Annotated in this window: 13 protein-coding genes; 5 read left to right on the forward strand and 8 right to left on the reverse strand. The window is 45.0% G+C overall.

Annotated features, from left to right (window positions below; translation table 11 throughout):
• Nucleotides 1-216 precede the first annotated feature (216 nt).
• Both AB6735_RS25425 and AB6735_RS25430 read left to right on the forward strand, forming a co-directional pair.
• Nucleotides 217-993: an SDR family NAD(P)-dependent oxidoreductase gene (locus AB6735_RS25425; protein ID WP_370999005.1), complete on the forward strand. Its 777-nt coding sequence runs from the start codon at nt 217-219 to the stop codon at nt 991-993.
• 109 nt (nt 994-1102) lie between these two features.
• Entirely contained in the window at nt 1103-1957 is an 855-nt protein-coding gene (locus AB6735_RS25430; protein ID WP_370999006.1) for an NAD(P)-dependent oxidoreductase, read from the forward strand.
• 195 nt (nt 1958-2152) lie between these two features.
• Here the strand turns inward: AB6735_RS25430 and chrA are convergent, their stop codons facing one another.
• The 3 genes from chrA to fabF all read right to left on the reverse strand — a co-directional run bounded on the left by chrA (nt 2153) and on the right by fabF (nt 5695).
• Nucleotides 2153-3481, reverse strand: a complete 1329-nt coding sequence (gene chrA / locus AB6735_RS25435; protein WP_370999007.1) for a chromate efflux transporter — start codon at nt 3479-3481, stop codon at nt 2153-2155.
• A gap of 66 nt (nt 3482-3547) precedes the next feature.
• A complete protein-coding gene (locus tag AB6735_RS25440) occupies nt 3548-4003 on the reverse strand; it encodes a DoxX family protein (protein ID WP_370999008.1) in 456 nt (151 codons plus the stop codon).
• A gap of 447 nt (nt 4004-4450) precedes the next feature.
• Complete coding sequence (gene fabF, locus AB6735_RS25445; RefSeq protein WP_370999009.1) at nt 4451-5695, reverse strand: beta-ketoacyl-ACP synthase II; 1245 nt, start codon at nt 5693-5695, stop codon at nt 4451-4453.
• Nucleotides 5696-5859: 164 nt separating this feature from the next.
• Here fabF and AB6735_RS25450 point away from each other — a divergent pair, with 164 nt between their 5' ends.
• Nucleotides 5860-6600, forward strand: coding sequence for an SDR family oxidoreductase (locus tag AB6735_RS25450; protein ID WP_370999010.1), 741 nt, complete (start codon nt 5860-5862; stop codon nt 6598-6600).
• Nucleotides 6601-6741: 141 nt separating this feature from the next.
• A complete protein-coding gene (locus AB6735_RS25455; protein WP_370999011.1) occupies nt 6742-7227 on the forward strand; it encodes an N-acetyltransferase family protein in 486 nt (161 codons plus the stop codon).
• A 15-nt stretch (nt 7228-7242) separates the two neighbouring features.
• Here AB6735_RS25455 and AB6735_RS25460 read toward each other — a convergent pair whose 3' ends face one another.
• Nucleotides 7243-7815: a Crp/Fnr family transcriptional regulator gene (locus AB6735_RS25460; RefSeq protein WP_370999012.1), complete on the reverse strand. Its 573-nt coding sequence runs from the start codon at nt 7813-7815 to the stop codon at nt 7243-7245.
• Between the two features lie 138 nt (nt 7816-7953).
• Between AB6735_RS25460 and AB6735_RS25465 the strand changes: the two genes are divergently transcribed.
• Nucleotides 7954-8817, forward strand: a complete 864-nt coding sequence (locus tag AB6735_RS25465; RefSeq protein WP_370999013.1) for an NAD(P)H-binding protein — start codon at nt 7954-7956, stop codon at nt 8815-8817.
• A 91-nt stretch (nt 8818-8908) separates the two neighbouring features.
• Here the strand turns inward: AB6735_RS25465 and AB6735_RS25470 are convergent, their stop codons facing one another.
• The 4 genes from AB6735_RS25470 to AB6735_RS25485 all read right to left on the reverse strand — a co-directional run bounded on the left by AB6735_RS25470 (nt 8909) and on the right by AB6735_RS25485 (nt 24397).
• Nucleotides 8909-9241, reverse strand: coding sequence for a hypothetical protein (locus tag AB6735_RS25470; protein ID WP_370999014.1), 333 nt, complete (start codon nt 9239-9241; stop codon nt 8909-8911).
• Nucleotides 9242-9312: 71 nt separating this feature from the next.
• On the reverse strand, nt 9313-11313 hold the full coding sequence (locus AB6735_RS25475; RefSeq protein ID WP_370999015.1) for an OmpA family protein: 2001 nt from the start codon (nt 11311-11313) through the stop codon (nt 9313-9315).
• Between the two features lie 11 nt (nt 11314-11324).
• Nucleotides 11325-12326, reverse strand: coding sequence for a PorP/SprF family type IX secretion system membrane protein (locus tag AB6735_RS25480; protein ID WP_370999016.1), 1002 nt, complete (start codon nt 12324-12326; stop codon nt 11325-11327).
• Between the two features lie 77 nt (nt 12327-12403).
• Nucleotides 12404-24397: a gliding motility-associated C-terminal domain-containing protein gene (locus AB6735_RS25485; protein ID WP_370999017.1), complete on the reverse strand. Its 11994-nt coding sequence runs from the start codon at nt 24395-24397 to the stop codon at nt 12404-12406.
• Nucleotides 24398-24674: the final 277 nt, after the last annotated feature.

Here is a 24674-nt window from a genome sequence, read left to right on the forward strand (position 1 = left end):
TTATGGTGGAGACCCTGACAAACCGCCTCCGAACGGCCATCATACCCCTTTCTGGTAACTCTTCCCAACACCTGTGGTTGCAAACGAGCGCAAGGTTGAGACTGCGGCATGTAGTAGACGCATTACATGCGTCTACCCCACTTCCTTTTTACCATTTGGTAATTTCCCCTCACCTTTTCTACCCGAAATTTGTTATAACAAAAACGGAAGAAAAAAATGTCAAGGATATTCATAACAGGATCGGCGGATGGGCTGGGGCAAATGGCCGCTCAATTGCTGGTTAAAGCCGGGCATTCGGTAATATTGCATGCCCGTAACGAACAGAGGGCCCGGGAGGCTTTGGCTGCTGTGCCGGGTGCAGAAACCGCGCTAAGCGGCGACCTCTCCAGCATCAAAGAAACCATTGCCCTGGCCGGAAAGGCAAACAATCTGGGCTTGTTCGACGCCGTTATCCATAACGCTGCCGTAGGTTATACCGAACCCCGACGCATAGAAACGGTTGACGGCCTGTCCCATGTTTTCGCGGTGAACAGTTTGGCGCCTTACCTATTAACCGCATTGATCCATCGGCCCAAACGGTTGATATACCTCAGCTCGGGCCTGCACCGTAGTGGGGATGCCTCCTTGCGCGACCTCAACTGGACAGATCGCCGATGGAACGGCTTTAGCGCCTATGCCGATTCCAAATTGCATAATGTGATACTGGCCTTTGCCGCGGCCCGCAAGTGGCCCAGCGTATTTTCAAACGCTTTGGAACCTGGTTGGGTAGCCACCAAAATGGGCGGTCCCGGTGCGACTGATAGTTTAGCCGATGCGCCTAAAACACAAGTATGGCTGGCCACCAGTAATGAAGCGCGGGCTATGGTATCAGGCGAATATTTTTACCATATGCAGCCCCGCCAGTTTCTGCAGGCTGCTGCTGACCCAGCGGTGCAGGAAAAATTTATAGCTGAATGTGCCCGCATATCAGGCATTCAATTCCCGGCACCATGATTGCCCGTTAAAAAAATGACAATACGTAAAGAAGATTTTACCGTTTTGTTAAGCATTCTATCAGTTTTGTTTACGAAACTTTGCACCATATTTAAATCAACATATACCCATGAATACAACAAAAATAGGATGGATAGGTCTGGGCAATATGGGTATCCCCATGTCGCAGCAACTAATCAATGCCGGTTATCCGGTAACTGTTTATAATCGCAGTAAAGTAAAAGAGGCAGCATTGAAAGCAATGGGGGCGGCTGTAGCATCAACACCCAATGAATTGATACAGCAAAATGAGGTGGTTTTCATCATGGTATCCAACGATGAAGCCATCAGTGATATATTTAACGGCAAGGATGGCTTACTAAGCGCCAAAGTTAAAGGCAGGATCATCATCAACATGAGCACGGTATCGCCTGCTATCAGCAAAGAAATGGCCGCTTTGTGCCGCGAACAAGGCAGCGACTACCTGGATGCACCCGTATCGGGCAGTGTAAAACAGGCCCAGGATGGCACGCTGGTGATCATGGCGGGTGGTACATTGGCCACATTTGAAAAAACTAAACCCATACTGGAAAAATTGGGCAAAATGGTTTTGCTGGTGGGCGAAACCGGGACGGGCAACAGCGCCAAGCTGGCCATCAATACCTTATTAAGCTTCCATGCCCAGGGTTTGGCCGAAACAGTGCTGTTCGCGCAGCAAAACGATATCAAAACCGAGGATATGCTCACCATTATTAATAACAGCGCCCTGGGCAACGTTTTTGCTAAAATAAAAGGCGATGCTATTTTGAACGATAATTATAAAGCAGCCTTCGCGCTGAAGCATATTGCCAAGGACCTGCGCCTGGCCAAAGCCGAAGGCCTGAATTCGCCACTGGCTAAAATAGCATACCAAACCTTCCAGGAAGCCGAAGCCCTACATGGCGAAGAGGATATCATCGCGGTGATCAAACAGGTGGGGAAATAATTTAGGGGGACGAGCCACCCAGTCATCGCTGCGCTCGACCTATCTTTCGGCTTCGCCGAAAGCCTTTCCTCCACACGCGTCATTGCGAGGTACGAAGCAATCTTCTACACAAGCAGGTCAACCATAAAAGTTCGCTCTGTATAGCATAGAGATTGCTTCGTACCTCGCAATGACGCTGGTTTTTGTGTCGTTCCCCTACACCTTCAACACAAAACGAACCAATCCCAGCCCCAAACTCAACACAATCAGGTATACCACATTGAGCTTAAACCGCTGCATTAAAACAAGGGATATTACTATCCATATCAGCGACAAAACATCGAGATGTTCCCATGACAACCCTCCGGGAAAAACAACATCTTTACCTAAAAACAGCGTCAGGTTCAGGATCACGCCTACTACGGCGGCCGTAACCAGTTTCAGGATCTGGCTCACTACCTCGCTGCCGTGTGATTTTTCGATCAGCGGACCTCCGGCGAATACGTATAAAAAACAAGGTAAAAAGGTATAGAATATGGTAGCGAACAGCGCGATGCTACCCATGGCTATAGAAGCATGGAAATGATTAAAGCCTGCCATAAAACCAACAAAACCAACCACAATAATCAGCGGTCCGGGTGTAGTTTCGGCAAGGGCAAAACCATCAACCATTTGCAATTTAGACAGCCAGTTTAGTTTACTCACTGCGAATTGTGCCACATAGGGCAATACCGTATAGGAACCGCCGATAGTGAAAAAAGCGGTCTGAGTAAAAAACAAGATCAATGTTTTCCAGAAGAAAAAATCGGGGCAAAACAGGTAAAAAAAAGTAAAAGGCAACAGCCATAAAAGCAGGAACACCAGCAATTGCAGTAACAGCTGCTTTAATTCAAACTGATGATTTTCGGCTACAGAAAACTTATTGATAAAATACTCCTGCTCGTTAACTGATAGCTGCTCATCCTGCTCCGCATCAGCTTTTAACACCCGTGGGAAAACATAGCGGATGCCAATGGCCAGCAAAATAGTAGCCATAATGATGGTGAGCAAGGATATATTGAAAAAGAAGATGCAAACAAATGCTATGCCCGCTGCCACATAATGCAGAGCGCTCTGCAAAGATTTTTGCCCTACCTTAAACAAGGCGCCTATAATAATAGCGATCACAGCAGGTTTAAGTCCGTTGAACATAGCATATATCCAGGGCAGGTTGCCATAGGATACATAAATAATACTCAGCCCAAGTAAAATGAACATGGAGGGCAGCACAAACAGGGCACCGGCTACCAATCCACCTTTACGGCCATGCAATTGTTTGCCTATATAAATAGCCAGCTGCTGTGCTTCGGGACCGGGCAATAACATGCAGATACTTAGGGCATGAAAGAAACGGCTGTTACTGATCCACTTTTTTTTATCAACCAAAAAATCGTGCATGATGGCAATGTGACCGGCTGTACCGCCGAAGCTGATCCAGCCTAATTTAAACCAAAATTTCAGGGCTTCTTTAAATTCGGGCCGCCCTGCAGATCGCTTATCCGGCATCTTTAAAAATACGAAAAATCCCTCCACGGTCAAATTATCAGGGCCTTTAAAAGCTCATTTTTATACTTATTTGCGTGCTTTTTTTGCCTTTGATCGGGTTAACAAGCCATCTACAGAAAATGCACCTGCCCCTGTGATCATGAGCGATACCAAGCCCGCAATGTAAAGCAAATTTATTTCATAACCCGGTGGACCAAACTTCGGTCCTTCGGGTGTTAAGCCAATGGTATTCACCGAACTGAAACCAAATTTGAGCTGTACGGTGATCATGGCTACCAGCATAGTGATCATGAGCGGGATAGCCACCAAGGTGGTAAAGCTCCCTATCATCAGGGCCAACCCTCCCCCAACCTCTGTTAAAGGCACCAGCCATGAGGTAAAATGCGGAAAGGGAACACCTGCCTGCGTGATCAGCTTTTCGAAACCAGCGGGACCGCGACTTAATTTTACCCAGCCATGCGCGATAAAACCAAAACCCATCACTAATCTTAAAATTAAAGGAGCGTATTGTTGATATTTCATATTCATATAACCTTAGTCATATAATAACCGAAATCCTTACAATTGATTTGATTTTTTTTACTCACCCCGCTATTAGTGCAGTATAACCTACAGCAGGAAAAAGAAAAGTCATCCTGATTGTTTCAGCATCCCATAAGAATCTATAAAGGGCTCATATATTTCAGCCGAATTTTTATCCATTGTATTAAAACTAACAGCCCGGTTATCTTTTTTGCAGATAACCGGGCTGTTTAGTTATGATCAACACAAGGCCAAAAACCGACCGTTTGGCATGTTAATTTAACAGTCAATAAATTAATACTTTTTAAAGTTTCAAAAACTGCTCAAAACTGTATTAAAATTTGTTAAAAGCATTAAAATGGGGGCTTTTTAGCTGATTTTCGAGCCATTTTAAGCCAATTTCAATCGAAAAATTGTTAAAATTCAAGCTTTAAAAAGTTTCATCCTTTACACTTTACCAAATACCACAATGCCGTTGTGCCCGCCGAAACCAAAGGTATTGCTCATAGTTAAATTTACCGAATGACTAATTGGCTCCCCTAAAACAATGTTCATGCTGTTGGGTACGGCGGAGTCGAGCTCGGTAGTATTGATGGTGGGTGGTATCAGGCTGTCGCGCATGGCCAACAGGCAGATAATAGCCTCAATGGCTCCTGCCGCACCCAGCAAATGACCGGTCATGGATTTGGTAGCGCTGATCTGTATATTGTTCTTTTCATTTTTGGTTAGTACCTGTATCGCTTTCAGTTCAGACAGGTCGCCTACCGGTGTTGAGGTAGCATGCATGTTCACGTAATCTACATCGAAAACGGAAACACCTGCTTCTTCCAGGGCCAGCTGCATCCCTTTGGCTGCGCCAAGTCCTTCGGGGTGGGTAGCCGTCATATGGTAGGCATCGGCGGTCATGGCGGCGCCTCGCACTTCGCCATAAATATGGGCGCCCCGCTTTACGGCATGTTCATATTCTTCCAGAACCAGTGCACCGGCGCCTTCGCCCATGATAAAACCATCGCGGTGCGTATCAAACGGCCGGGAAGCACCCTCCGGGTCATCGTTCCTTGTGGACATGGCCTTCATCGAGCTAAAACCGCCAAATGACGCGGGCGTAATAGGAGCCTCAGAACCGCCGGTAATAATCACCTTGGCCTTCCCTAGCCTAATGTAGTTAAAAGCGTCCATAATGGCTGTATTTGACGTAGCACAGGCCGATACGGTGGTATAGTTAATGCCCATATAACCATGACGGATAGAGATCATGCCGGAGGCCATATTAGTAATGAGTTTGGGTACAAAAAACGGGCTAAAACGGGGATGACCATCGCCCAAGGTGTACTCACGAACCTGCTCTTCAAAGGTTTCCATACCGCCCTGACCTGATCCCCAGATCACACCAACATCGAAAGGATCCATCTTGTTCAGGTCAAAACCGGAATCTTTGATGGCCTCGTCTGATGCTACCAGCGCGTATTGGGTAAAAGGATCTGTACGCTTAAGATCGGCCCTGTCCAGGAAATCGGCCGCGTTAAAATCTTTCAGCTCGCAGGCAAACTGCGTGCGGAACAAAGTGGGATCAAAATGGGTGATGCGTGCAGCAGCGCTTTTGCCCGCCACTACGTTTTTCCAAAAATCTTTTACTTGGTTGCCCATAGGGGTTAACGCCCCCAGGCCGGTTACCACTACTCGTTTTAACATGGTTGTAAACTTTAAATAAAAATTTGGCAAAAGTAATTATAAAAATACCGGATGGTATATTGATAATGTAAATATTTTTTGTTGACTGGTTAAGCGTTTTTACCAAATGGTAAGTGGATGCGCCTGTAATCTGCGGACCTTTGTAGTATTAAATAATTTATATCATGAACGCACAAAATCAAAACAGTAAGCTACAAGATAAACGAATCATATTAATGGGTGGTACATCAGGCATCGGTTTAGCCACCGCTAAAGCAGCATCAGCAGAAGGAGCTAATGTAGTAATAGTATCCAGCAGCCAGCAACGCGTAGACAGTGCCCTGGCCGAACTGCCCGTAAGCACCAAAGGCTATGCGATTGATCTGAGCAAGGAACAAAACATTAAAGATTTTTTTGATGGCATAGGCAATTTTGACCACCTGGTATATACCGCCGCCGAAAACATCAGCTTAATTTATGTAAACGAATTGGACCTGGAAAAAGCGCGCAACTATTTTAACCTGCGTTACTGGGGCGCGCTGGCATCGGTAAAATACGCGGCTCCGCACATCAATAAGGGCGGTTCTATTTCCCTAATGAGCGGTATTGCTAATCCCCGCCCGGGATCGGGCTGGTTGCTGGGGGCAAGTATCTGCGGCGCCATAGAGGGTTTAACCCGCGCTATGGCTGTTGAACTGGCACCTGTACGTGTAAACGCGGTTTCGGCAGGTGTTGTGAAAACTAATCTCTGGAACAGCATCCCGGAAGCTGATCGCGAAGCTTATTACAAGACCATTGGCGACGCGCTGCTGGTAAAACGCGTTGGTGAAGCCGATGACATTGCACAGGCATTTACCTATCTCATGAAACAACAGTTTACCACCGGGCAGATACTCATCACCGATGGCGGCACTGTGCTGGTTTAATAGCTTACTGCCAGTTCAGAAAGATTAAGACTTACAAAGTTTAAAAACTTTGTAAGTCTGCATTTCAGGAGATAGTAAACTGACATTATCTGTGTAATATTGCCCCAGGTCTCAGAAACGGACCGTTTTATATTTATAGTTATGATCATCAGAGAAGCCTCCCTAAATGACCTTGACGGCATTTGGGAAATTTTTGAACATGTTGTTAAAGGAGGTGATACTTACGCCTATGCTCCTGACAGTACAAAAGACGATTTGCCTAAGCTTTGGTTTGCACCTACTGCAACAGTTTATGTTGCCGAAGAGAATAATAAAATACTGGGCACCTACTATATTAAACCAAACCAGGTTGGCCTCGGCAAGCATGTAGCAAACTGTGGTTACATGGTGCATCCCGATACGCGCGGCAAAGGTTTAGGTCAGCAACTTGGCGAGCATTCGTTGCTGATGGCCAAAGAAAGCGGGTATAAAGGCATCCAGTTTAATTTTGTGGTAAGCACTAATACCACTGCTGTAAAACTCTGGCAAAAACTGGGTTTCAGTATTATAGGTACCATCCCCAAAGGTTTTAACCATCAACAGTTGGGTTATGTAGATGCCTATATCATGTTTCAGGAGATCCGTTAGCTCGTCAATGTTTTATCAGCGTATATTTTTACGGATACGGCTGAGGGATTGCGGGGTGATACCTAAATAGCTGGCAATATCTTTTAAAGGCACACGCGGGGCGATATCCGGGTTTTGCTCCACAAACAGTCGGTACTGGTCTTCGGCGGTTTCACCAAGGTAGCGGTTTCGCACGTTTACCTTATGTATCAAGTGCTGCTGATTAATATTTTCGATCACATCCCGCAGGTAAGGCAGCTGTGCATACAGGGCCATTAGCCTGGTTTTGGTTATCGCCATAATTTCCGCATTGCAACAGGCCTGTATAGCCGTTGGGGTGATAATTCTTTCATTAAAACTTTGCAGAATGGTGCACAGGTGACTTTCCCGGTAGAAAAAATGAGTGATATCTACACCCCGTTCATTATGGGTTGTTATACGCACCACGCCCTTGCAAACAAAATACATTTCAGAGCAGATCCGGTGGCCCTTAAACAAATACTCTCCTTCTTTAAAGCTTTTAAATTCAAAAGCTTTAAGGATCAGCTGAGCATCTTCGTCGGAAATGTGCCTGAACTGTTGAAAATAACTGATAAGCGGGTTGGGCATGAGCATTTAATGGCTAATGATGAGGCAAATATATTAGTGATTTCTGTTTTCAGCTCAAATTAATGTTTTTAAATAAATCCCTTTTGGTTTGGTATTTGTTTCTTCATTATTATTAAAGTTAATGTAATACTTAATATTATGAATATTATTCAGGGAGCATCAGGACAAGTTGGGTCGGCTATTGTGACTGATCTTGTAAAAAAAGGAGAGCCTGTAAGGGGTATCGTAAGAAGTAAGGAAAAAGCAGAACAACTTAAAAAGAAAGGCGCTGACAGCGCTATTGCAGATGTGTTTGACCAGCAAGCCATAACCAAGGCCCTGGAAAATGGATCAACATTATTTGTCATCACTCCGGAAACCGGGAAAGGCGACGATGTATTAGGCGATACCAAAAAGAGTCTCCAAAATATCCGGAAAGCGATTGAAAAATCACCTGTAAAAAAAGTGGTTGGTCTGTCGTCAATTGGCGCGCAATATGATGAGGGTACAGGCAACCTGCTCATGTCCTATTTTTTAGAAAACGCTTTTAAAGATCTGGATATTGAGCAGTCCTATATCCGGCCTGCCTATTATTACAGTAATTGGATGGCCTATTTGCCTGTAGTAAAGGAGAGTGGTATTTTGCCCACTTTCTTTCCTGTCAACCTGTCTATCCCAATGATATCACCCATAGATGTGGCCAAATTTGCTGTTGATATCATTACCAGTGATGATTCCGGAAATAAGATTTATGAGGTATCCGGTCCGGAATCAATCAGCTCGGCCGGCGTAGCGGAGGCATTTTCAAAGGCTTTGCATCAAGAAGTGCAGGCGAAACAGATCCCCCGTGATCAGTGGCCGTCGACCCTTAAAAAAATAGGATTCTCAGAAGATGCGATCAAAAACTTTATCGAAATGACCGACGCGGTTATATCCGGCCGGGTGCATGCCGAAAACGAGGGCACTATAGCCTTAAAAGGAAAAACCACGCTGCAAGAATATATTAACAGTGCGCTAAACTAAATTTCATCTAATACAAAAGGAGCAATGCTGCATGATAAATCATGTTTCATTGCTCCTTACCAGATCAGTTATACGCCCTGAGCGTTAAATTTTATTTGTAAAACTTGGGTGCTATAGCCATGGATAGCAGATCGGTTTTATGCTTATTTAATAGTTTTTTCCACCAGAACTGAAATTTACGAGGATATACCACCCGGTCTTTAAAATCGGCTTTATGAAGATCTTCCATGGCCAACAATTTGTACATCACCTTGCGCGAATGATCAACAACCGCGTGTGATCTTTCGGTATATCCCAAGATCCGGTTTATCTCCCGGTTGGTTTTCCCAATCAGTATATATTCAAATATCTGTAAATGTAAAGTTGAAAATCCTTTGGTTTTGAGTAATGGCCTGCTTACTGATAATCTATCCTGCTTAATCATAAACCCTGATGTTAAAATCTCTACTTTATTTTTTCAAACTCAATAATTTCAATCGTGCTTCAACCAGTGCTTTACTTACACGGATTTGAGCTTTTATTATTCGGATCTTTAAGTACTTTAAACTCGGTACGCCTGTTTAACTGACGTCCGGCCGGGTTATCTTTTCCGTTAGGAAGCGAGTTAGGTGCAATTGGCTTTCTTTTACCATAGCCTTTTGCAAATACACGTGCAGCGTCGATACCTTTTGATATGATATAGGTAACGCATGATTGAGCCCTGGCCTGTGATAACTTATCGTTATACTTATTTGAGCCAATGGAGTCGGTATGTGCACTTAATTCAACCTTTATAGTAGGGTTATCCTTCAGTACACCGATCAATGTATCCAAAACAACTTTTGATTCCGGCCTCAATGTAGCTTTGTTAAAGTCGTACAATACATTTTTTATAACGATAGGTTTCTCCGGTGTAAAGGCCTGTAAACAAATGTCGGGACTATACAAGGTATCATTACGCATAGTACCTGTGGCAGGTGCAGGAAGATTTTTTGCAAAGTAACAGCCTTTCTCCAACCGGAGACTATGCGGGCGTTTATCAGTCACATCAAATGCATACCGCCCGGTTTTATTAGACACCATTTGTTTAATAGTATCTTTTGACAGCGAATCGATAAAGCTTACTTTAACGCCTTCTAATGGCAAATGGGTATCGCAATCCGTTATAATACCTGATAATACATATTTTTTACTTGTAGCCGAAAAGATAGCCAGACAACAGTCTGATTCACGATCGGAGCTAATATAAAACTTGGTGGCATCATCATGATCGGGCAGATAATACAGATCGTCTTTGGCCGAATTAACGGGATAACCCAGGTTCTTAGGCTCGCTCCATTTATCAAGCGTGCTCTGGCTTTCAAAAAAGTCAAAACCGCCCAAACCTATAAACCCTTTTGAACTATATACCAATCTTTTATTTGGCAGATCGTAATAAGGGGCTTCTTCGTCAAACGCCGTATTGATCACACTGCCCAGGTTGGTTGAGCTTACAGCATCACCATTAAAATTCAGGTAAGCTACCCAAATATCATCGCCACCCTGGCCGCCTGGTTTATTAGAAGCAAAAAACATACGCAAACCATCAGAGGTAACAAATGGCTGTATAGAGTTAAACCCATCTACGTTTACATTGCTGTTCATTTTCTTTGGTGCGGACCAATCGTTCTCAACCAATTCTGTATAATAAATGGCGTGTATGGTTTTGGCCCCTTCTTTATACCAGCGGGTAAAATACATCCGCTTTCCGGTCTCATTAAATGAAGGGGTTCCGTACTCTAATTCTTTTTTACCTTTAGTATCAGGATCTTTTAAATTGATCACCGTAGGTACACCAGGCTTTGATTTATCGAGCAGGTATATCCGGTTAAGGTGCTTTTTATCATCCTTAATAAATCTTGAAGATGTAAAATAACTATTGCCTTCCCGTTGAACCAGGGAATAATCCGAACCATCAGAAGCATAAGGTTCTTTAAGCTTGGTTACTTCCATCAACAATGGATATTGATACTGATCCTTTGCAAAATGACAGTTTTTGATTTCTTTGGTTGCTATATCCTGGTATTTATTTTCGCCGCTGTAATTGGTTTTGAATTGCTCAAGTTGCTTTATAGCATCATCAAAGTGCTGGGTCGCCCTTAAACATACGCCATACCAAAGTCTGGCCAAAGGATATTCCTTTTCATAATTGGCGCTGATCACTTTATAATACCAGCCCTCGGCTTCAATATAGTTCTCATATAAACGGTATGACTCAGCTAACTGATAAGATATATACGCCTGGTCACCCTGTTTAGTAGGTTTCTTGCTGGTTTTTTCGCCTGCATGATAAGGTATCGCTTGTAGTAAGGTAAGACTTAAACCTTCAGCCGCTCTTTTATAGTAGAAAGCAGCCTCATAGTAATCCTTATTGTTAAAGGCCTTGTCGCCATAAACCCTCGGATTGTCCTTGCTATACTGGGCGTTAACCCCCTTAAACACAAGCAGTATGAGTAATGTAAAAATTATTTTCTTCATGTTGATAAAGTTTAAAGCCTTGGACAAATCGCTTCTGGTTCCTGAATGCGTTTGCGAAATACATAACTTACCGATAATTCGATACCTCCGTTGCCAGATGTAGCACGGGTAAGCGATGATGTATTAAAATCATAACTTGCGCCTATGATCAGGCTGTTAACATGGTAACCTATGTTAGCAATAGCCGCATCCTTAAAACGATACATACCGCCCAATATTAAACCTTTATCATCCTGTAGTTTTAATTCTGAATAAGCACCTACGGCTTTTTCCTCGGCTTTTTGTTGCCTGATATAAATGGCATGCGGGATTATGTCAAAATAATCCGAAGCTTTTATGCGCACACCCGCATGTACGGTATAACGTATAGGCAGCTTAAGACTGGAACCATCAACCGCAAAGGGATCCTTTGACCGGGCAAGGTGAGATACACTTACACCACCAAAAAGGTTGGCATTATGCATGGGATCACCATCATAATAAAACACACCGGCCCCAGCATCAAAGATGGTAGCATTTGTATTTAAAAAATTTTCATTACTTGGCAGCGTTGGGTCAAAACCACTGCTTGGATTAAACTGGCTGCCAAACTGGGCTTTTGTCGGATCGAAACTGCGGTTAATGATACCGGCCTGTACGCCGAAACTTACTTTTTTGTACCCATCATTTGATACGGAAATGGCATAACCAAAAGAGCCGTAAGCCGCAAAATAGTTATATCCAACATCGCCTGCAGCCTGGTTGATCACATTAAAACCTACCCCCACTTTATCAGTTGGCCTGAAATCAACAGACAGGGCACCCGTTTGATACGCGTTGTTGATAGTTGCGTATTGATTTTTAAAATTCGCATTGACACGCACATCGCCATTGATCACACCGGTTAAGGCCGGGTTCAGATACAAAGGATAGGCATAATATTGCGAAAAATGCGGATCGATCTGCGCCTTTAATTGACTTATTGCTCCAATCTGAAGCAGTATTGCCATGATAACTATAACTCTTTTTTTCATAGTGGTTTTATTAATTGTGATGCGGTCATAAAGTACGGTATCACGCTATGATACATGATACCGTACATAAATAAGCCTTATCTTAATAGCGTAACTGTACCTTTTCTCTTAATTACCTGACCATCGTTCAAGGTAGCTTCAACATAATAAACGTATACACCAACCGGTTGCTTGGTACCCTTATAAGTACCGTCCCATCCGCTTGCTTTATTAGTTGATTTAAATTGCAGCTCACCCCATTGATCGTAAATTGATAATGTTAAGGCCTGGATGGTAGTTCCATAAACGTACAATATGTCGTTATTTCCATCCCCGTTAGGAGTAAACGCATTCGGTATAAATAATCCGTTACCTAAAGGATTGCTTGTGGTTCCGGTAACCGCTGCTGAATTGGCGCTCAGCTGGCAATCAGAACTTCCGGTTGCACGTACAATAATAGTAGCCGATGCACCAGGCTGTAATCCGCTTACGGTGTGGCTTAAGCCTGCGGCACCTGTACTTGGCGCAACAAAGTGCTGTCCGTTATCTAAGCTTACCTGGTAACCGGTGGCACCTGTAACAGCAGCCCAGGTAAAGGTGATGCTCTCTGAAGTAGTTGAACCCACGCTAACAACCGGAGCAGCCAGCGGAGTAAGCATGGTAACGGTTACCGGTGTTCTGGTGGTTGACACGCAACCGCCTGTTACTTCGGCTTCGGCATAATAAGTAGTGTTGGCCGATAATACCGGTGTTTTAAAGTCTGTACCGGTAAACAATGCCGCACCACCTGTATTAGCAGCATACCATTTTATAACAGCACCAGGTGTTGCGCTGGTAGCTGATATGGTGGTACTTGTTCCAGGGCATATAGACGTACCCTGGGTGCTTGCCTGCGGCGCTATTGGCGCGGATGTTACTGTAACGGTAACACTTGTACGTGAAGCAGATGGGCAACCTGTATTATTTACCGCCTCGGCAAAGTATATGGTATTGGTAGTAAGCGTAGGTGTAACAAAGCTTGTACCGGTATACAGTGGCGTGCCTCCGCTTGCGGTACTATACCAGTTATAGGTAAAGTTTGCCTGCGGATTATCGATAGTTAATGTTACCGAACCTCCAGCGCAATTATTTACAGAATTACCGCCAGCTACTACCGGTGCTCCAGGTGCAGGAACGGCGGTTACCTGTACAGTTGCCAGACCTGAGCTTGAGCAGGTTCCGCTTGCTGCTTCCACATAATAAGTAGCGTTTGCGTTAACGGCTCCAAGCGGGAAGCTTGATCCTGTAAATACCAGGTTAGTTCTTCCGGCATCGGTATACCAGTTGTAAGTAATACCTGCCTGCGGTGAATTTACAGAAAGCGTTGCTGTGCTACCCAAACAAACCTGTAGTGGATTCGGACCCGAAACCGTTGGTGTTGGTGGCTGAGCCGTTACTTTCACCGGCGCGGCTATTCTTGTTGAGGCGCTACAAGCTTGTGCATTTGTAGCCTCAACATAATAGGTTACATTGGCTGTTAACACAGGTGTTGTAAACGTTGAACCTGTAAATACAGACGTTCCGCCTGTAGCTGATGTATACCAGGTATACGTTGTGCCGGCAACAGGGTTGGTTATTTTGATAGTAGCCGCACTATTCTGACAAGTAGTCAAGCTGGTAGCGTCAACTGTTGGGTCTGGCGCTTTGGTGTTATCTATATTAATAGTTACCGAAGTACGTGGTGAACTTGAGGTACAACCTGTAGCATTGCTTACAGCCTCTACATAGTAAGTAGTAGCAGCTGCAATTACCGGAGTAGTAAACGTAGCGCCGGTAAATATCGGTGTACCGCCTGTTGCCACATTGTACCATTTGAATGTTACATTAGGCGTAGTGCTTTTTGCAACTAATACCGCCGAACCACCTGAACAAACCGTTGGTGTAGACGAACCCGCCTGAGTAGTTACAGTTGGCCCATTTGGTAATGTGTTAACAACCACATCAACTTTTGTACGGGTAGCAGATGTACAACCAGCACTGTTTGATGCTTCTACATAATAGGTAGTATTAGCCGTTAATACCGGGGTTTTAAAGGTTACCCCACTGGCCAGTGCTACACCACCTGTGGCCGAGCTATACCATTTGTAGGTAAGCAATACACTTGGGTTAAGGACTGCCAACGTAGCATCAGAACCAGAACAAGTTGGCTGTGTATTGCCACCTGCTATTACCGGTGCTCCAGGTGCTGTTACCGGGGTAATTTGGGCAAAGGCTAAGCCATTGCTGCTGCAACCAGTGCTGTTTACTGCTTCTACATAAACATCTGTAGTCACGGTTATCGGTCCGGTTACATATGGGTTACCGGTAAACAGTAGGTGAGCTTTAGTAGCATCGGTATACCATTTATAGGTAATGCCAGCCTGTGGTGTTTTGATTGATAATGTAGCAGGGCTGCCTAAACATACCTGTACGTTAGCTAAGGTCAATGTCGGATCTGCCGGTAATGGAGTAACTGTTACCGGTGCCTGCGCACGTGCCGATGCATTACAGTTACCTGCTGTTGCTGCCTCAACATAATAAGTTGTATTGGCAGTTAAAGCCGGGCTAATAAACTGTACACCTGTAAATAATAACGTGCCATTAGTTGGCGCATCATACCACCTGTAAACCAGACCTGGTTGCGGGTTGGATATATTGATGGTAACTGATGAGCCTGAACAAGCAGTAAGACCGCCAGTTGGGATCTGTATTACAGGAGTTGGAGGTATCGGCAATACCGTTACATCTACTTTTGTACGTGTGGCACTGCTACAGTTGGTTGAACTGGCTGTATTAACTGCCTCAACATAGTAAGTAACACTTGCTGTTAAATTGTTAAGAGGAACTGACGTTCCGGTAAATACAGGTGTACCGCCTGTAGCCGCGGAGTACCAATTATAGGTAACTCCTGCAACAGGGTTGCGCACACTAACAGTAAGGCTACCGCCATTACAAACCGGGGTTGATGTATCACTCAATACAGGAGCAACCGGTAAACTGTTTGGTGTAACAGTAACCGTAGTCCGGCCACCGCCATTCAAGCAGCTGGTGGTAGCGTTGGTGGCTTCAATATAGTAAGTAATAGCTTGTGTAATTGCCGGAGTTGTAAATGTAGGTCCGGTATGTGCCAATGTACCGCCGGTAGCTGCAGTGTACCAGTTATAGGTAACACCAGCCTCTGGCGAAGTAACAGCCAACGAAGCAGGGCTGCCTGCGCAAACTGCCACATTTGGTGATGCTACACCTGGTTTTGATGGCAATTGGTTAACTTTTATGGTTGCTGTTGTACGTGCCGGACTTGTACAAGTACCGTTTACAGCCTCAACATAATAAGTGATAGTTGATACCGGTGTTACGTTAAAGCTTGTGCCCGTAAATACAGGTGTGCCTCCGGTCGGTGATGTATACCAATTAATAGTAGCCCCATTAGCGTTCGTTACTGCAAGAGTTACCTGTTGGCCTGCACAAATCTCAGCAGGGAAGCTGCTCAGTACAGGGTTCACTGGTGCTGGTGTAACGTTAGCTGTTGCCGCTACCCTGTTCGGATTAGGACATAAGGTTGCAGTATGACTGCTCTCTACATAATAAGTAGTAGTTGCCAATATATTGGTTGGGCTATAGCTTGTACCTGTATGTAACAGTGTACCACCTACTGCCGCGCTGTACCATCTGTAAGTTACACCTGCACGTGGGTTGCTCACGGTAAACGTAGCAGTACCGCCCGCGCAAATATTTTGTGTATTGGTAGCCAGCCTTGGCGCTTCAACCTGTTTGCTTGCGTAATAGATATTAGTTGTAGTTAACAATGTCGCTATACCTGAGTTCAAGCGAACCTCTACCCTGTCAAACACTGCTTTTGGCGCGAATTTGATGATAGCTGTTTGTCCGCCAGGCAGGATAGCTATTTTTATTAAGTTACTGCTTAATGTAATACGATCGTTGTTAAAAGTAGCGCCGTTATATGAGGCTAATTGTATAGAGCCTAATACGTTGATATCAGCCAGGCTTGCCGGAACGCTTATTTTCAAGGTAACGGTGTCACCAACAAGCCCCGGATCTGCAAATATGAGTTTTTGTGATACATATGAACCCAATACACTGATTGGCAGGTGCAATTGGCTAAAGTTAGTCGTATCCTGGTCAACCGAGTTATTTTCATCAGTTACACCGCAGGCAATACAAACCAGGCCGCCATTCACATCAAATGTTTGGGTTGATGCGAAATCGCAACTGGTTGAGAATATCGGATTAACTTTTACGGTAACCGCTGTGCGTGTTACACTGGTACAGCCCGAGCTTGCCAATGTTGCTTCAACATAATAAGTAGTATTTGATGTTAAAGGCGGCGTAGTAAATGAAGCTCCGGTAAATATTGCTGTACCACCGGTTGCTGATGTATACCACTTAAAGATAGCACCCGCGGTGGTTGATGTAGCGGTTAATGTAGCTGTTTGGCCGGATGTAATTTGTCCGCCCGGAGCGTTTGAAGTAATAACCGGCGCTACAGGTGTAGGGTTAACAATCACATCTGCTTTGGCTCTTGTTGAGCTTGTGCAACCACCTGCTGCCGCTTCAACATAATATGAAGTGTTGGCGGTTAAAGCTGGGGTGGTATATTGATTCCCGGTAAATATTGGCGTTCCACCTGTTGGAGTAGTATACCAGTTAAACGTAACTCCCGATTGGGTTGATGTAGCCGATAATACAGCTGATGAACCAGAGCAGGTTGATACCGGTGTTTGTGATACAATTGGTACCAGTGGTGTGGTAGTTACATTTGCGGTTACCTGTGTACGGGTTGAACTACCGCATGATGCAGCGCTTGTAGCTTCAACATAATAAGATGTTGTTGCTGTTAATGCTGGTGTTGTGAATGTAGGACCCGTAAATACTGGTGTACCGCCGGTTGGTGCAGTATACCAGTTAAAGGTAACATTGGCAACTGCCTGTGCTGTAAATATTGCAGGCTGACCAGAACATACAGTTAAGTTTGGTGCGGTTACAACTGGTTTAGCCGGAGCTGGTGTTACCGTTACTGTAGCTGGTGTTCGTATAGCCTGGGCGCAACCATCAGCGGTGCGGCTGGCTTCGGCATAATAAGTAGTAGTGGCAGTTAATGCTGGTGTTAAGAAGGTTGCACCAGTAAATAACAATGTTCCGCCAGTTTTTGCATCGTACCATCTTACGGTAACGTTAGCCGGTACGGTAGCCGTTAAAGTAGCTTGCAAGCCTGAGCAAATAGTAACATTTGGCGTGCTGATGGTTGGTGACGCTACTGATTGATAAGCATCATAAACATTCACAGCGGCAAGCAGACCGGCAACACCTGAATTAAAGGTGATCTCAACACGGTCAAATGTATGCGCGGCTTTAAATTTATATTTGAAACGGGTAGTGCCGTTCAATAAAGTAATTTTTAATAATGATCCGTCAACGGTAACACGGTCGCCGTTATAGGTTGAACCATTATAGGTTGCCACCTGGATCTGTGACAGCAAACCTACGTCGGCTAATGAACCTGGTATACCCAGATCAACAGTAACACTATCACCCACAATACCTGTATTGGCAAAGCGCAGCGTTTGTTGTGCCGAACCGCCCAATAAACCTACAGGTACGTGTATTTGTGAGAAGGTCTCGCTGTTGTTATCAACAGAACCGCCTGCATTGCTCACACCGCACAGTAAACATATACCGTTAACTGAACTTGTTTGATCAATTGCCGCGTCGCAAGGAACTGGGTTAGGCCCTATCGGGTTTACATTAATTACACCAGATGCCCGAGTAGCTGATACAGCTCCCGTAGCGGGAATACTTGATTCAGCATAATAAGTAGTCTGTGCAAATATGCCAGGGCTTACAAAGTTTGGTCCTGTAAATATGCTGGTACCTCCTGTTGGCGTAGTAAACCAGTTAAATACTGCACCTGGTGTGGTTGATGTCGCTGTTAAGCTGCCTGAAGTACCCGCGTTAACGGTTTGTGTTGGCGGATTAACGGCCACATCAGGTATAATGATAGGCTGGTTAACGGTCAGGATCACCGGAGTACGTTGTGCGCTTACGCAACCAGAAGCCAGCGAGCTTTCTGCATAATAAGTTGTAGTAGCGGTTAAAGGCGGGGTAACAAATACCGAACCTGTAAACACTGGTGTTCCGCCGGTTGCTGCAGTATACCATTTAAATATGGCACCAACAGTGGTTGAACTGGCAGTCAGCGTAGCAGAGCTTCCGGTAGTAACCTGACCACCGGCCGGACTAACAGCTACTGTTGGAGCAACCGGTACCGGGTTAACTGTCACATCTGCCTTGGTACGGGCCGGACTAACGCAGCCGTTTGCCGATGCTTCTACATAATAAGATGTATTGGCAGTAAGTATTGGAGTTGTAAATTGAGCTCCGGTTGCTAAAGGCGTTCCACCAGTTGCAGCCGCATACCAGTTATATACTACACCGGCTTGTGTAGGCGAAACGGTTAACACTGCAGATGAATTTGAACATACAGGTACGGATGCCTGAGCCAGAACCGGGTTAACCGGTGCCGGAGTAACGTTGGCGGTGGCCGACGCTCTGTTAGGGTTAGCACAACCGCTTGAAGCACGGCTGCTTTCTACATAATAAGTAGTGGTTGCATTTAATGCGGCCGTAGTAAAAGTTGCACCGGTATGTACCAGTGTACCGCCGGTTGCCGAAGTATACCATTTATAAGTTATACCGGCACGAGGATTATTCACGGTAAAGGTAGCCGTGCTACCAGAGCATATACTTACAGCTTTAGCAGCCAATGTTGGCGCTTCTACCTGCTTGGTAGCATAATAGATGTTCAGTGTATTAAATAATGATGCCAAAGCGCCGTTAAACCTGATCTCAACCCGGTCAAATGCCGATTTTGGAGCAAATTTTATTAAAGCGGTCTGGTTACCGTTCAGCAATGTAATCTTCAGCAGGTTACTGCTTAAGGTAATACGGTCATTATTATAAGTAGCACCATTATAAGAGGCTATTTGTAATTGGTTCAATACACCCACGGTAGCTAAGCTCGCCGGAACCGCTATTTTAACTGTTACGGTATCACCAACAACACCAGCATCGCTGAAGATTAGTTTTTGCGATACGTTTGATCCAACAAGGCCAATCGGAACACTTAACTGACTAAAGTTAGTGGTATCCTGATCAACAGAATTGTTTGGAAAGTTTACGGCGCAACCAACGCAAAGCAGACCGCCGTTCACATCAAATGTTTGTGTCGACGCGAAATCGCAATTGGTAGAAAATATAGGGTTAACTATAATTGATACCGAAGTACGTGTTGCACTTGTACAACCAGCAGCAGTACTTGCCTCTACATAATAAGTGGTATTTGAAGTTAAAGGCGGGGTAGTAAATGAAGTACCTGTAAATATAGGTGTACCGCCTGTGGCAGAAGCATACCATTTATAGGTAACACCCGCTGCAGGTGAGGTAACTGATAAATTAACGGTCTGACCTGATGTCACCTGGCCGGGGGCAGTGATAGTAGGCGCAACGGGTGTCGGATTAACCGACACATCCGCTTTTGCCCTTGTTGAGCTGGTGCAGCCCCCTGTTGACGCAGCTTCAACGTAATATGATGTATTGGCAGTTAATGCCGGGGTAGTAAATTGAGCGCCAGAAGCTACAGGTGTGCCACCGGTAGCAGTAGTATACCAGTTAAAGGTAACACCAGCCTGGGTTGATGAAGCAGCTAATACAGCTGAGGAGCCGGAACATATTTGTACCGGTGTAACTACGTTTGGTACTGTAGGCGTTGTAATTACATTAGCCGTTACCTGTGTACGGGCAGAGCTTCCGCATGAACCGGCATTTGCCTGAACATAATACGAAGTATTTGCAGTTAATGCAGGGCTGGTAAATTGTGTTCCGGTAAATAATGAAGTGCCGCCTGTTGCCGTAGCGTACCAGGTAAAGGTAACACCACTAACAGCTTGTACCGTAAATATGGCCGGTTGACCAGAACATACGGCTACCGTTGTAGCGTTAGCCACCGGTGCGGCTGGTGCCGGAACAATGGTAACTGTTGCCGGTGTGCGTTTAGTTTGAGCGCAACCATCAACAGTGCGGCTGGCTTCGGCATAATAAGTAGTAGTGGCATTCAGTACTGGTGTAACAAAGGTTGCACCTGTAAATACCGCAGTACCGCCTGTAGCGGCAGTATACCATTTTATAGTTACGTTGGCCGGTACGTTGTTGGCCGTCAGCGTGGCAGTTGTTCCTTGACAGGTGCTTACGTTAGCTGTGTTGATAATCGGCACAGCCACTGATTGGTAAGCGTCATAAACATTTACAGTATTCAGTAAGCCGGCAACGCCTGAGTTAAATTGAACTTCGACACGGTCAAATGCCGCGCCTGCTTTAAAGGCTACTCTGAAACGGCTTGTACCATTCAATAAAGTAACATTTAATAAAGATCCGTTTACGGTAAAGAAATCGTTATTGAAAGTAGCCCCATTATAAGTGCCTATCTGAATTTGTGATAACACACCTACGTCGGCCAGTGAACCGGGGATACCTAATTCAACAATAACACTATCTCCAACAATACCTGCATGAGCAAATTGTAATGTTTGTTGTCCCGAAGCACCTAATAAACCTATAGGTACGTGTATTTGTGAGAATGTATTACGATCGTTATCAATTGCTCCGCCAGCGTTGGTAATACCGCATAATAAACATAAACCATTAACAGAATTGGTTTGTGCTGTTGCGGCGGCACAGGCTACCGGATCAGTACCAACAGGAATAATGTTAACTACTGCAGGTGCACGGGTGGCAGATTTTGCACCGGTTGCTGTTACTACAGCTTCGGCATAATAAGTAGTATTGGCAAATACCGGTGGAGTTACAAAAGTTGGCCCTGTAAATATCGGGGTACCACCGGTTGGTGTAGTGTACCAGTTAAATACGGTTCCGGGAGTGGTTGAACTTGCGGTTATGGTACCGGTTGTTCCTATGTTAACTGATTGTGTTGGCGGATTAACAGATACATCCGGTATTACTATCGGGGTAACGGTTACAGGTACAGCAGTTCTGTCTGGTGATACGCAGCTGCCTAATGAAGCTTCGGCGTAGTAAGTAGTATTGGCATTCAATACCGGAGTAGTGAAAGTACTGCCTGTAAATACTGGTGTACCGCCGGTTGCAGTGGTGTACCATTTTATAGTGGCTCCGTTTACAACAGTCGCTTTGAAAGTAGCTGTTTGTCCGGCCAGTATGGTAGCGCTTGATGGCGTTACCACTGGTTTCACCGGTGTATCGTCAACTATTACCTGTACTGGTGCACGTGTTGGGCTTACACAACTTCCGTTACGGCTATACTCCACATAATAAGTAGTATTAGCTGTTAAGGCAGGGGTGGTATAAGACGTTCCGGTATGAACAGCAGTACCACCGGTTGGCGTAGTGAACCAGGCAAAGGTTCCGTTAGCTGGCGTTGGTGATGTAATGGTCAATGTAGCCGGGCTGCCTTTGCAAATTTCAGGGGCGGCCGGATTAAATTTAGGTGTAGGATATTGCTGTACCGCGTAATAGATCTGCAATGAAGTAAGCAAGGTAGCAACACCTGAATTAAGAGTTACCACGATGCGGTCATAATTCCCAACAGCGGGTATAAATGCAGCATACTTACCGGTTCCGCTTAGTAACCTTAAAGTCAGCAATGAATTATTAAGCGGATAGCTGCCTACCAATGTAGCTCCATTATAAACAGCAACGGTCACTCCGCCAAGCACACTTACATCGGCTAAACCGCCTGGTGTTTGTAAAGCAAGCTTAATAGTATCACCCGCAAAACCAGGGTTCGGGAATATCAATGTTTGTGAAGCTGATCCGCCTAAAAGTCCAACAGGTACGGTTATAGTTGATGCCGTAGTTGTGTCGGCGTCAGCTGCAAGGACGTCGTTATTGATAGAACATAATAAACACAAACCATTAATGGCCGAGCTTTGCTGATTAGCAAATGTACAAGGCGAATTATTATTGATGGCTACTGTAATGGTTATCGGTGTACGTGTAGCCGATTCGCAACCTGCAGCATTAGCAGCAGCTACATAATATGTAGTAGTGCTGAAAAGTGCCGGTGTTATAAATGGATTGCCTGTAAATATTGGTGTAGCAGCCGCAGCCGAGGAGTACCATTTATAGGTAATACCTGTTTGCGCGTTACTTACGTTGATAGTGGCTGTTTGGCCTGCCACAATAGTCGCATTATTTACCGCCAGCGTCGGAGCTGCCGGTTTAGGCGTTACAGTTACATTGGCAGCAGCACGTGTACCGCTTGCACAACCCGCAGCGTTAACCGCTTCAACATAATAAATAGTGTTGGCGCTTAAAGCAGGGCTTGTAAAATTAGTTCCGGTAAACAATGGCGTGCCACCGGTTGCGGCAGCATACCAGTTGTAAGTTTGTCCGGCAACAGGCGAAGCAATAGCCAGTACGGCTACATCACCATCGCAAATTGTTACGTTTGGTGTTGTCAATGTTGGCGCTGCAGGCAGCGGGCTTATAGTAGCGGTTACCTTGGTACGTGTAGTACTTACGCAGGTACCTCCGCTTACTGCTTCGGCATAATAGCTTGTAGTAGCAGATAAAGCAGGGCTGGTAAAAGTATTTCCTGTAAACAACGGCGTGCCACCGGTTGCAGCTGCATACCAATTGATAGTAACACCGGTAACCGGTGTGGCCGCAAATACCGCAGTTGAATTAGGGCATACGGCAACATTAGCATTGGCAACAACAGGCGCTGCCGGAATTTGGTTAACATTAATAGTTACCGGAGCCCGGGTAGATGCCGTAGCGCAACCTGGGCGGGTTGCCGATACATAATAAGTAATATTGTTAGTTAAGGCTGGTGTAGTAAAAGTTGCACCAGTAAATGCAGCAATACCGCCTGTTGGCTGGGTGTACCAGTTAAAGGTTGTACCCGCCAGGTTGGCAGTAGCATTTAGCGTAACGGTACTGCCGGCACATAGCTGAGCCGTAGTTACCGCTACATTATTCACTTTTATGATTGGTTGTGGTATTAGTATCTCGGCCTCATTCAGATCAAGAGTTGATAACACGCTGGCTATCCCGCCAAGCCTGAGCTGAACACGATCGAATACCTTGGTTGGTACGAAGGTAATCGTTAGCCGTTGCCTGTTATTTGACAAGTCAAGCAAACGTAAACGCAATAATGGTCCATTTATAACCTGTGTATCATTATTATCTGTATTACCGTTAAAAGTTGATACGGTTGTGCCGGAAAGAAGGCCAACATCAAGCAAGGCTTTTGGTAAAGTTAAGGTAAGCCGTACAGAATCGCCAAGTGTAGAGGCCGATTGGAAAATGAGTGTTTGTTGTGCAAATGCACCTAACGCGCCAACACCCGCGTTAAGGGTGGATGCTGTATTTGGATTACCGTCGATAGCGTTTTGAGGATTTACTACCCCCCCTACGTTTAAACCAAGACCAAGTAACGCTGATGATATGCCGTGCAATTCATCATAAGTTGTATTACAGATCGGAGGGCCAGGGGTGGTGTAAAATGCGTCATACAGATATATGCTGCTTAATGCCCCTAACAAACCGCCGCTGAGTGTTACCCTTACCCTGTCATAAGCTTGCGTTGGAGCGTAAATTAACTCCAATTGATTGTTGTTACTGGCAACGCTTGCCAAAGTAGGCGCGGTAACCGGGGTTCCAGCCACATTTCCGTTATACGGAGTAATCGTAACCCCTCCAAGAAGCGTTACATCGAGCAGGTTATCGCCCGTTCCCAGTTTAATGGTCAGTTGCGTATTAGCCGGAACGGTAGCAGGAAAAATTAATTCCTGGTACGTTGATGCTAAAAGGCCAACCGGCACGTTTAAAGTGGAATACGTTTGCAGATTCGCATCAATGGCATTGCCTTGATTGTTAACCACGCAGCCCAAGCAAAGTAAACCAGTAGCGCCGCTTTGCTGAGTAGTTGCAAAATGGCGTTGTCCGAATATTTGACTTGTAGCGAACAATAACAGGCATAACACTATTATGTACCTGCTATAAAAGGTAAAGGTTCTCATGCAAATGAAGTTAAGATAGGTGCAAATAGTTACACCTTTCAAAACTACATAGCCCCCGAGGATAATTATTAATACATCTTATTCACTTATCCAGACCAATCAAAATACTGTTCACAGGACAACGGACTGTTCATTTTGTTCATTAAATACCATTTTAAAACCTACAGCTCTACATTTCTCGTAAACACAGCCAAATACGTCAAAAACCCATGATTTGGGTAAAATATGACTGCAACATTATTTGATATTACCCCCGTATAATAATAGAAAGAACATT

The sequence above is a fragment of the Mucilaginibacter sp. RCC_168 genome, assembly GCF_041355315.1.
Classification (GTDB): Bacteria; Bacteroidota; Bacteroidia; order Sphingobacteriales; family Sphingobacteriaceae; genus Mucilaginibacter.

Bases quoted from the DNA above. Each gene is read 5' to 3' on its own strand.
- AB6735_RS25425 (WP_370999005.1), top strand. From the start codon at position 217: ATGTCAAGGATATTCATAACAGGATCGGCGGATGGGCTGGGGCAAATG.
- AB6735_RS25430 (WP_370999006.1), top strand. From the start codon at position 1,103: ATGAATACAACAAAAATAGGATGGATAGGTCTGGGCAATATGGGTATC.
- chrA (WP_370999007.1), bottom strand. From the start codon at position 3,481: ATGCCGGATAAGCGATCTGCAGGGCGGCCCGAATTTAAAGAAGCCCTG.
- AB6735_RS25440 (WP_370999008.1), bottom strand. From the start codon at position 4,003: ATGAAATATCAACAATACGCTCCTTTAATTTTAAGATTAGTGATGGGT.
- fabF (WP_370999009.1), bottom strand. From the start codon at position 5,695: ATGTTAAAACGAGTAGTGGTAACCGGCCTGGGGGCGTTAACCCCTATG.
- AB6735_RS25450 (WP_370999010.1), top strand. From the start codon at position 5,860: ATGAACGCACAAAATCAAAACAGTAAGCTACAAGATAAACGAATCATA.
- AB6735_RS25455 (WP_370999011.1), top strand. From the start codon at position 6,742: ATGATCATCAGAGAAGCCTCCCTAAATGACCTTGACGGCATTTGGGAA.
- AB6735_RS25460 (WP_370999012.1), bottom strand. From the start codon at position 7,815: ATGCCCAACCCGCTTATCAGTTATTTTCAACAGTTCAGGCACATTTCC.
- AB6735_RS25465 (WP_370999013.1), top strand. From the start codon at position 7,954: ATGAATATTATTCAGGGAGCATCAGGACAAGTTGGGTCGGCTATTGTG.
- AB6735_RS25470 (WP_370999014.1), bottom strand. From the start codon at position 9,241: ATGATTAAGCAGGATAGATTATCAGTAAGCAGGCCATTACTCAAAACC.
- AB6735_RS25475 (WP_370999015.1), bottom strand. From the start codon at position 11,313: ATGAAGAAAATAATTTTTACATTACTCATACTGCTTGTGTTTAAGGGG.
- AB6735_RS25480 (WP_370999016.1), bottom strand. From the start codon at position 12,326: ATGAAAAAAAGAGTTATAGTTATCATGGCAATACTGCTTCAGATTGGA.
- AB6735_RS25485 (WP_370999017.1), bottom strand. From the start codon at position 24,397: ATGAGAACCTTTACCTTTTATAGCAGGTACATAATAGTGTTATGCCTG.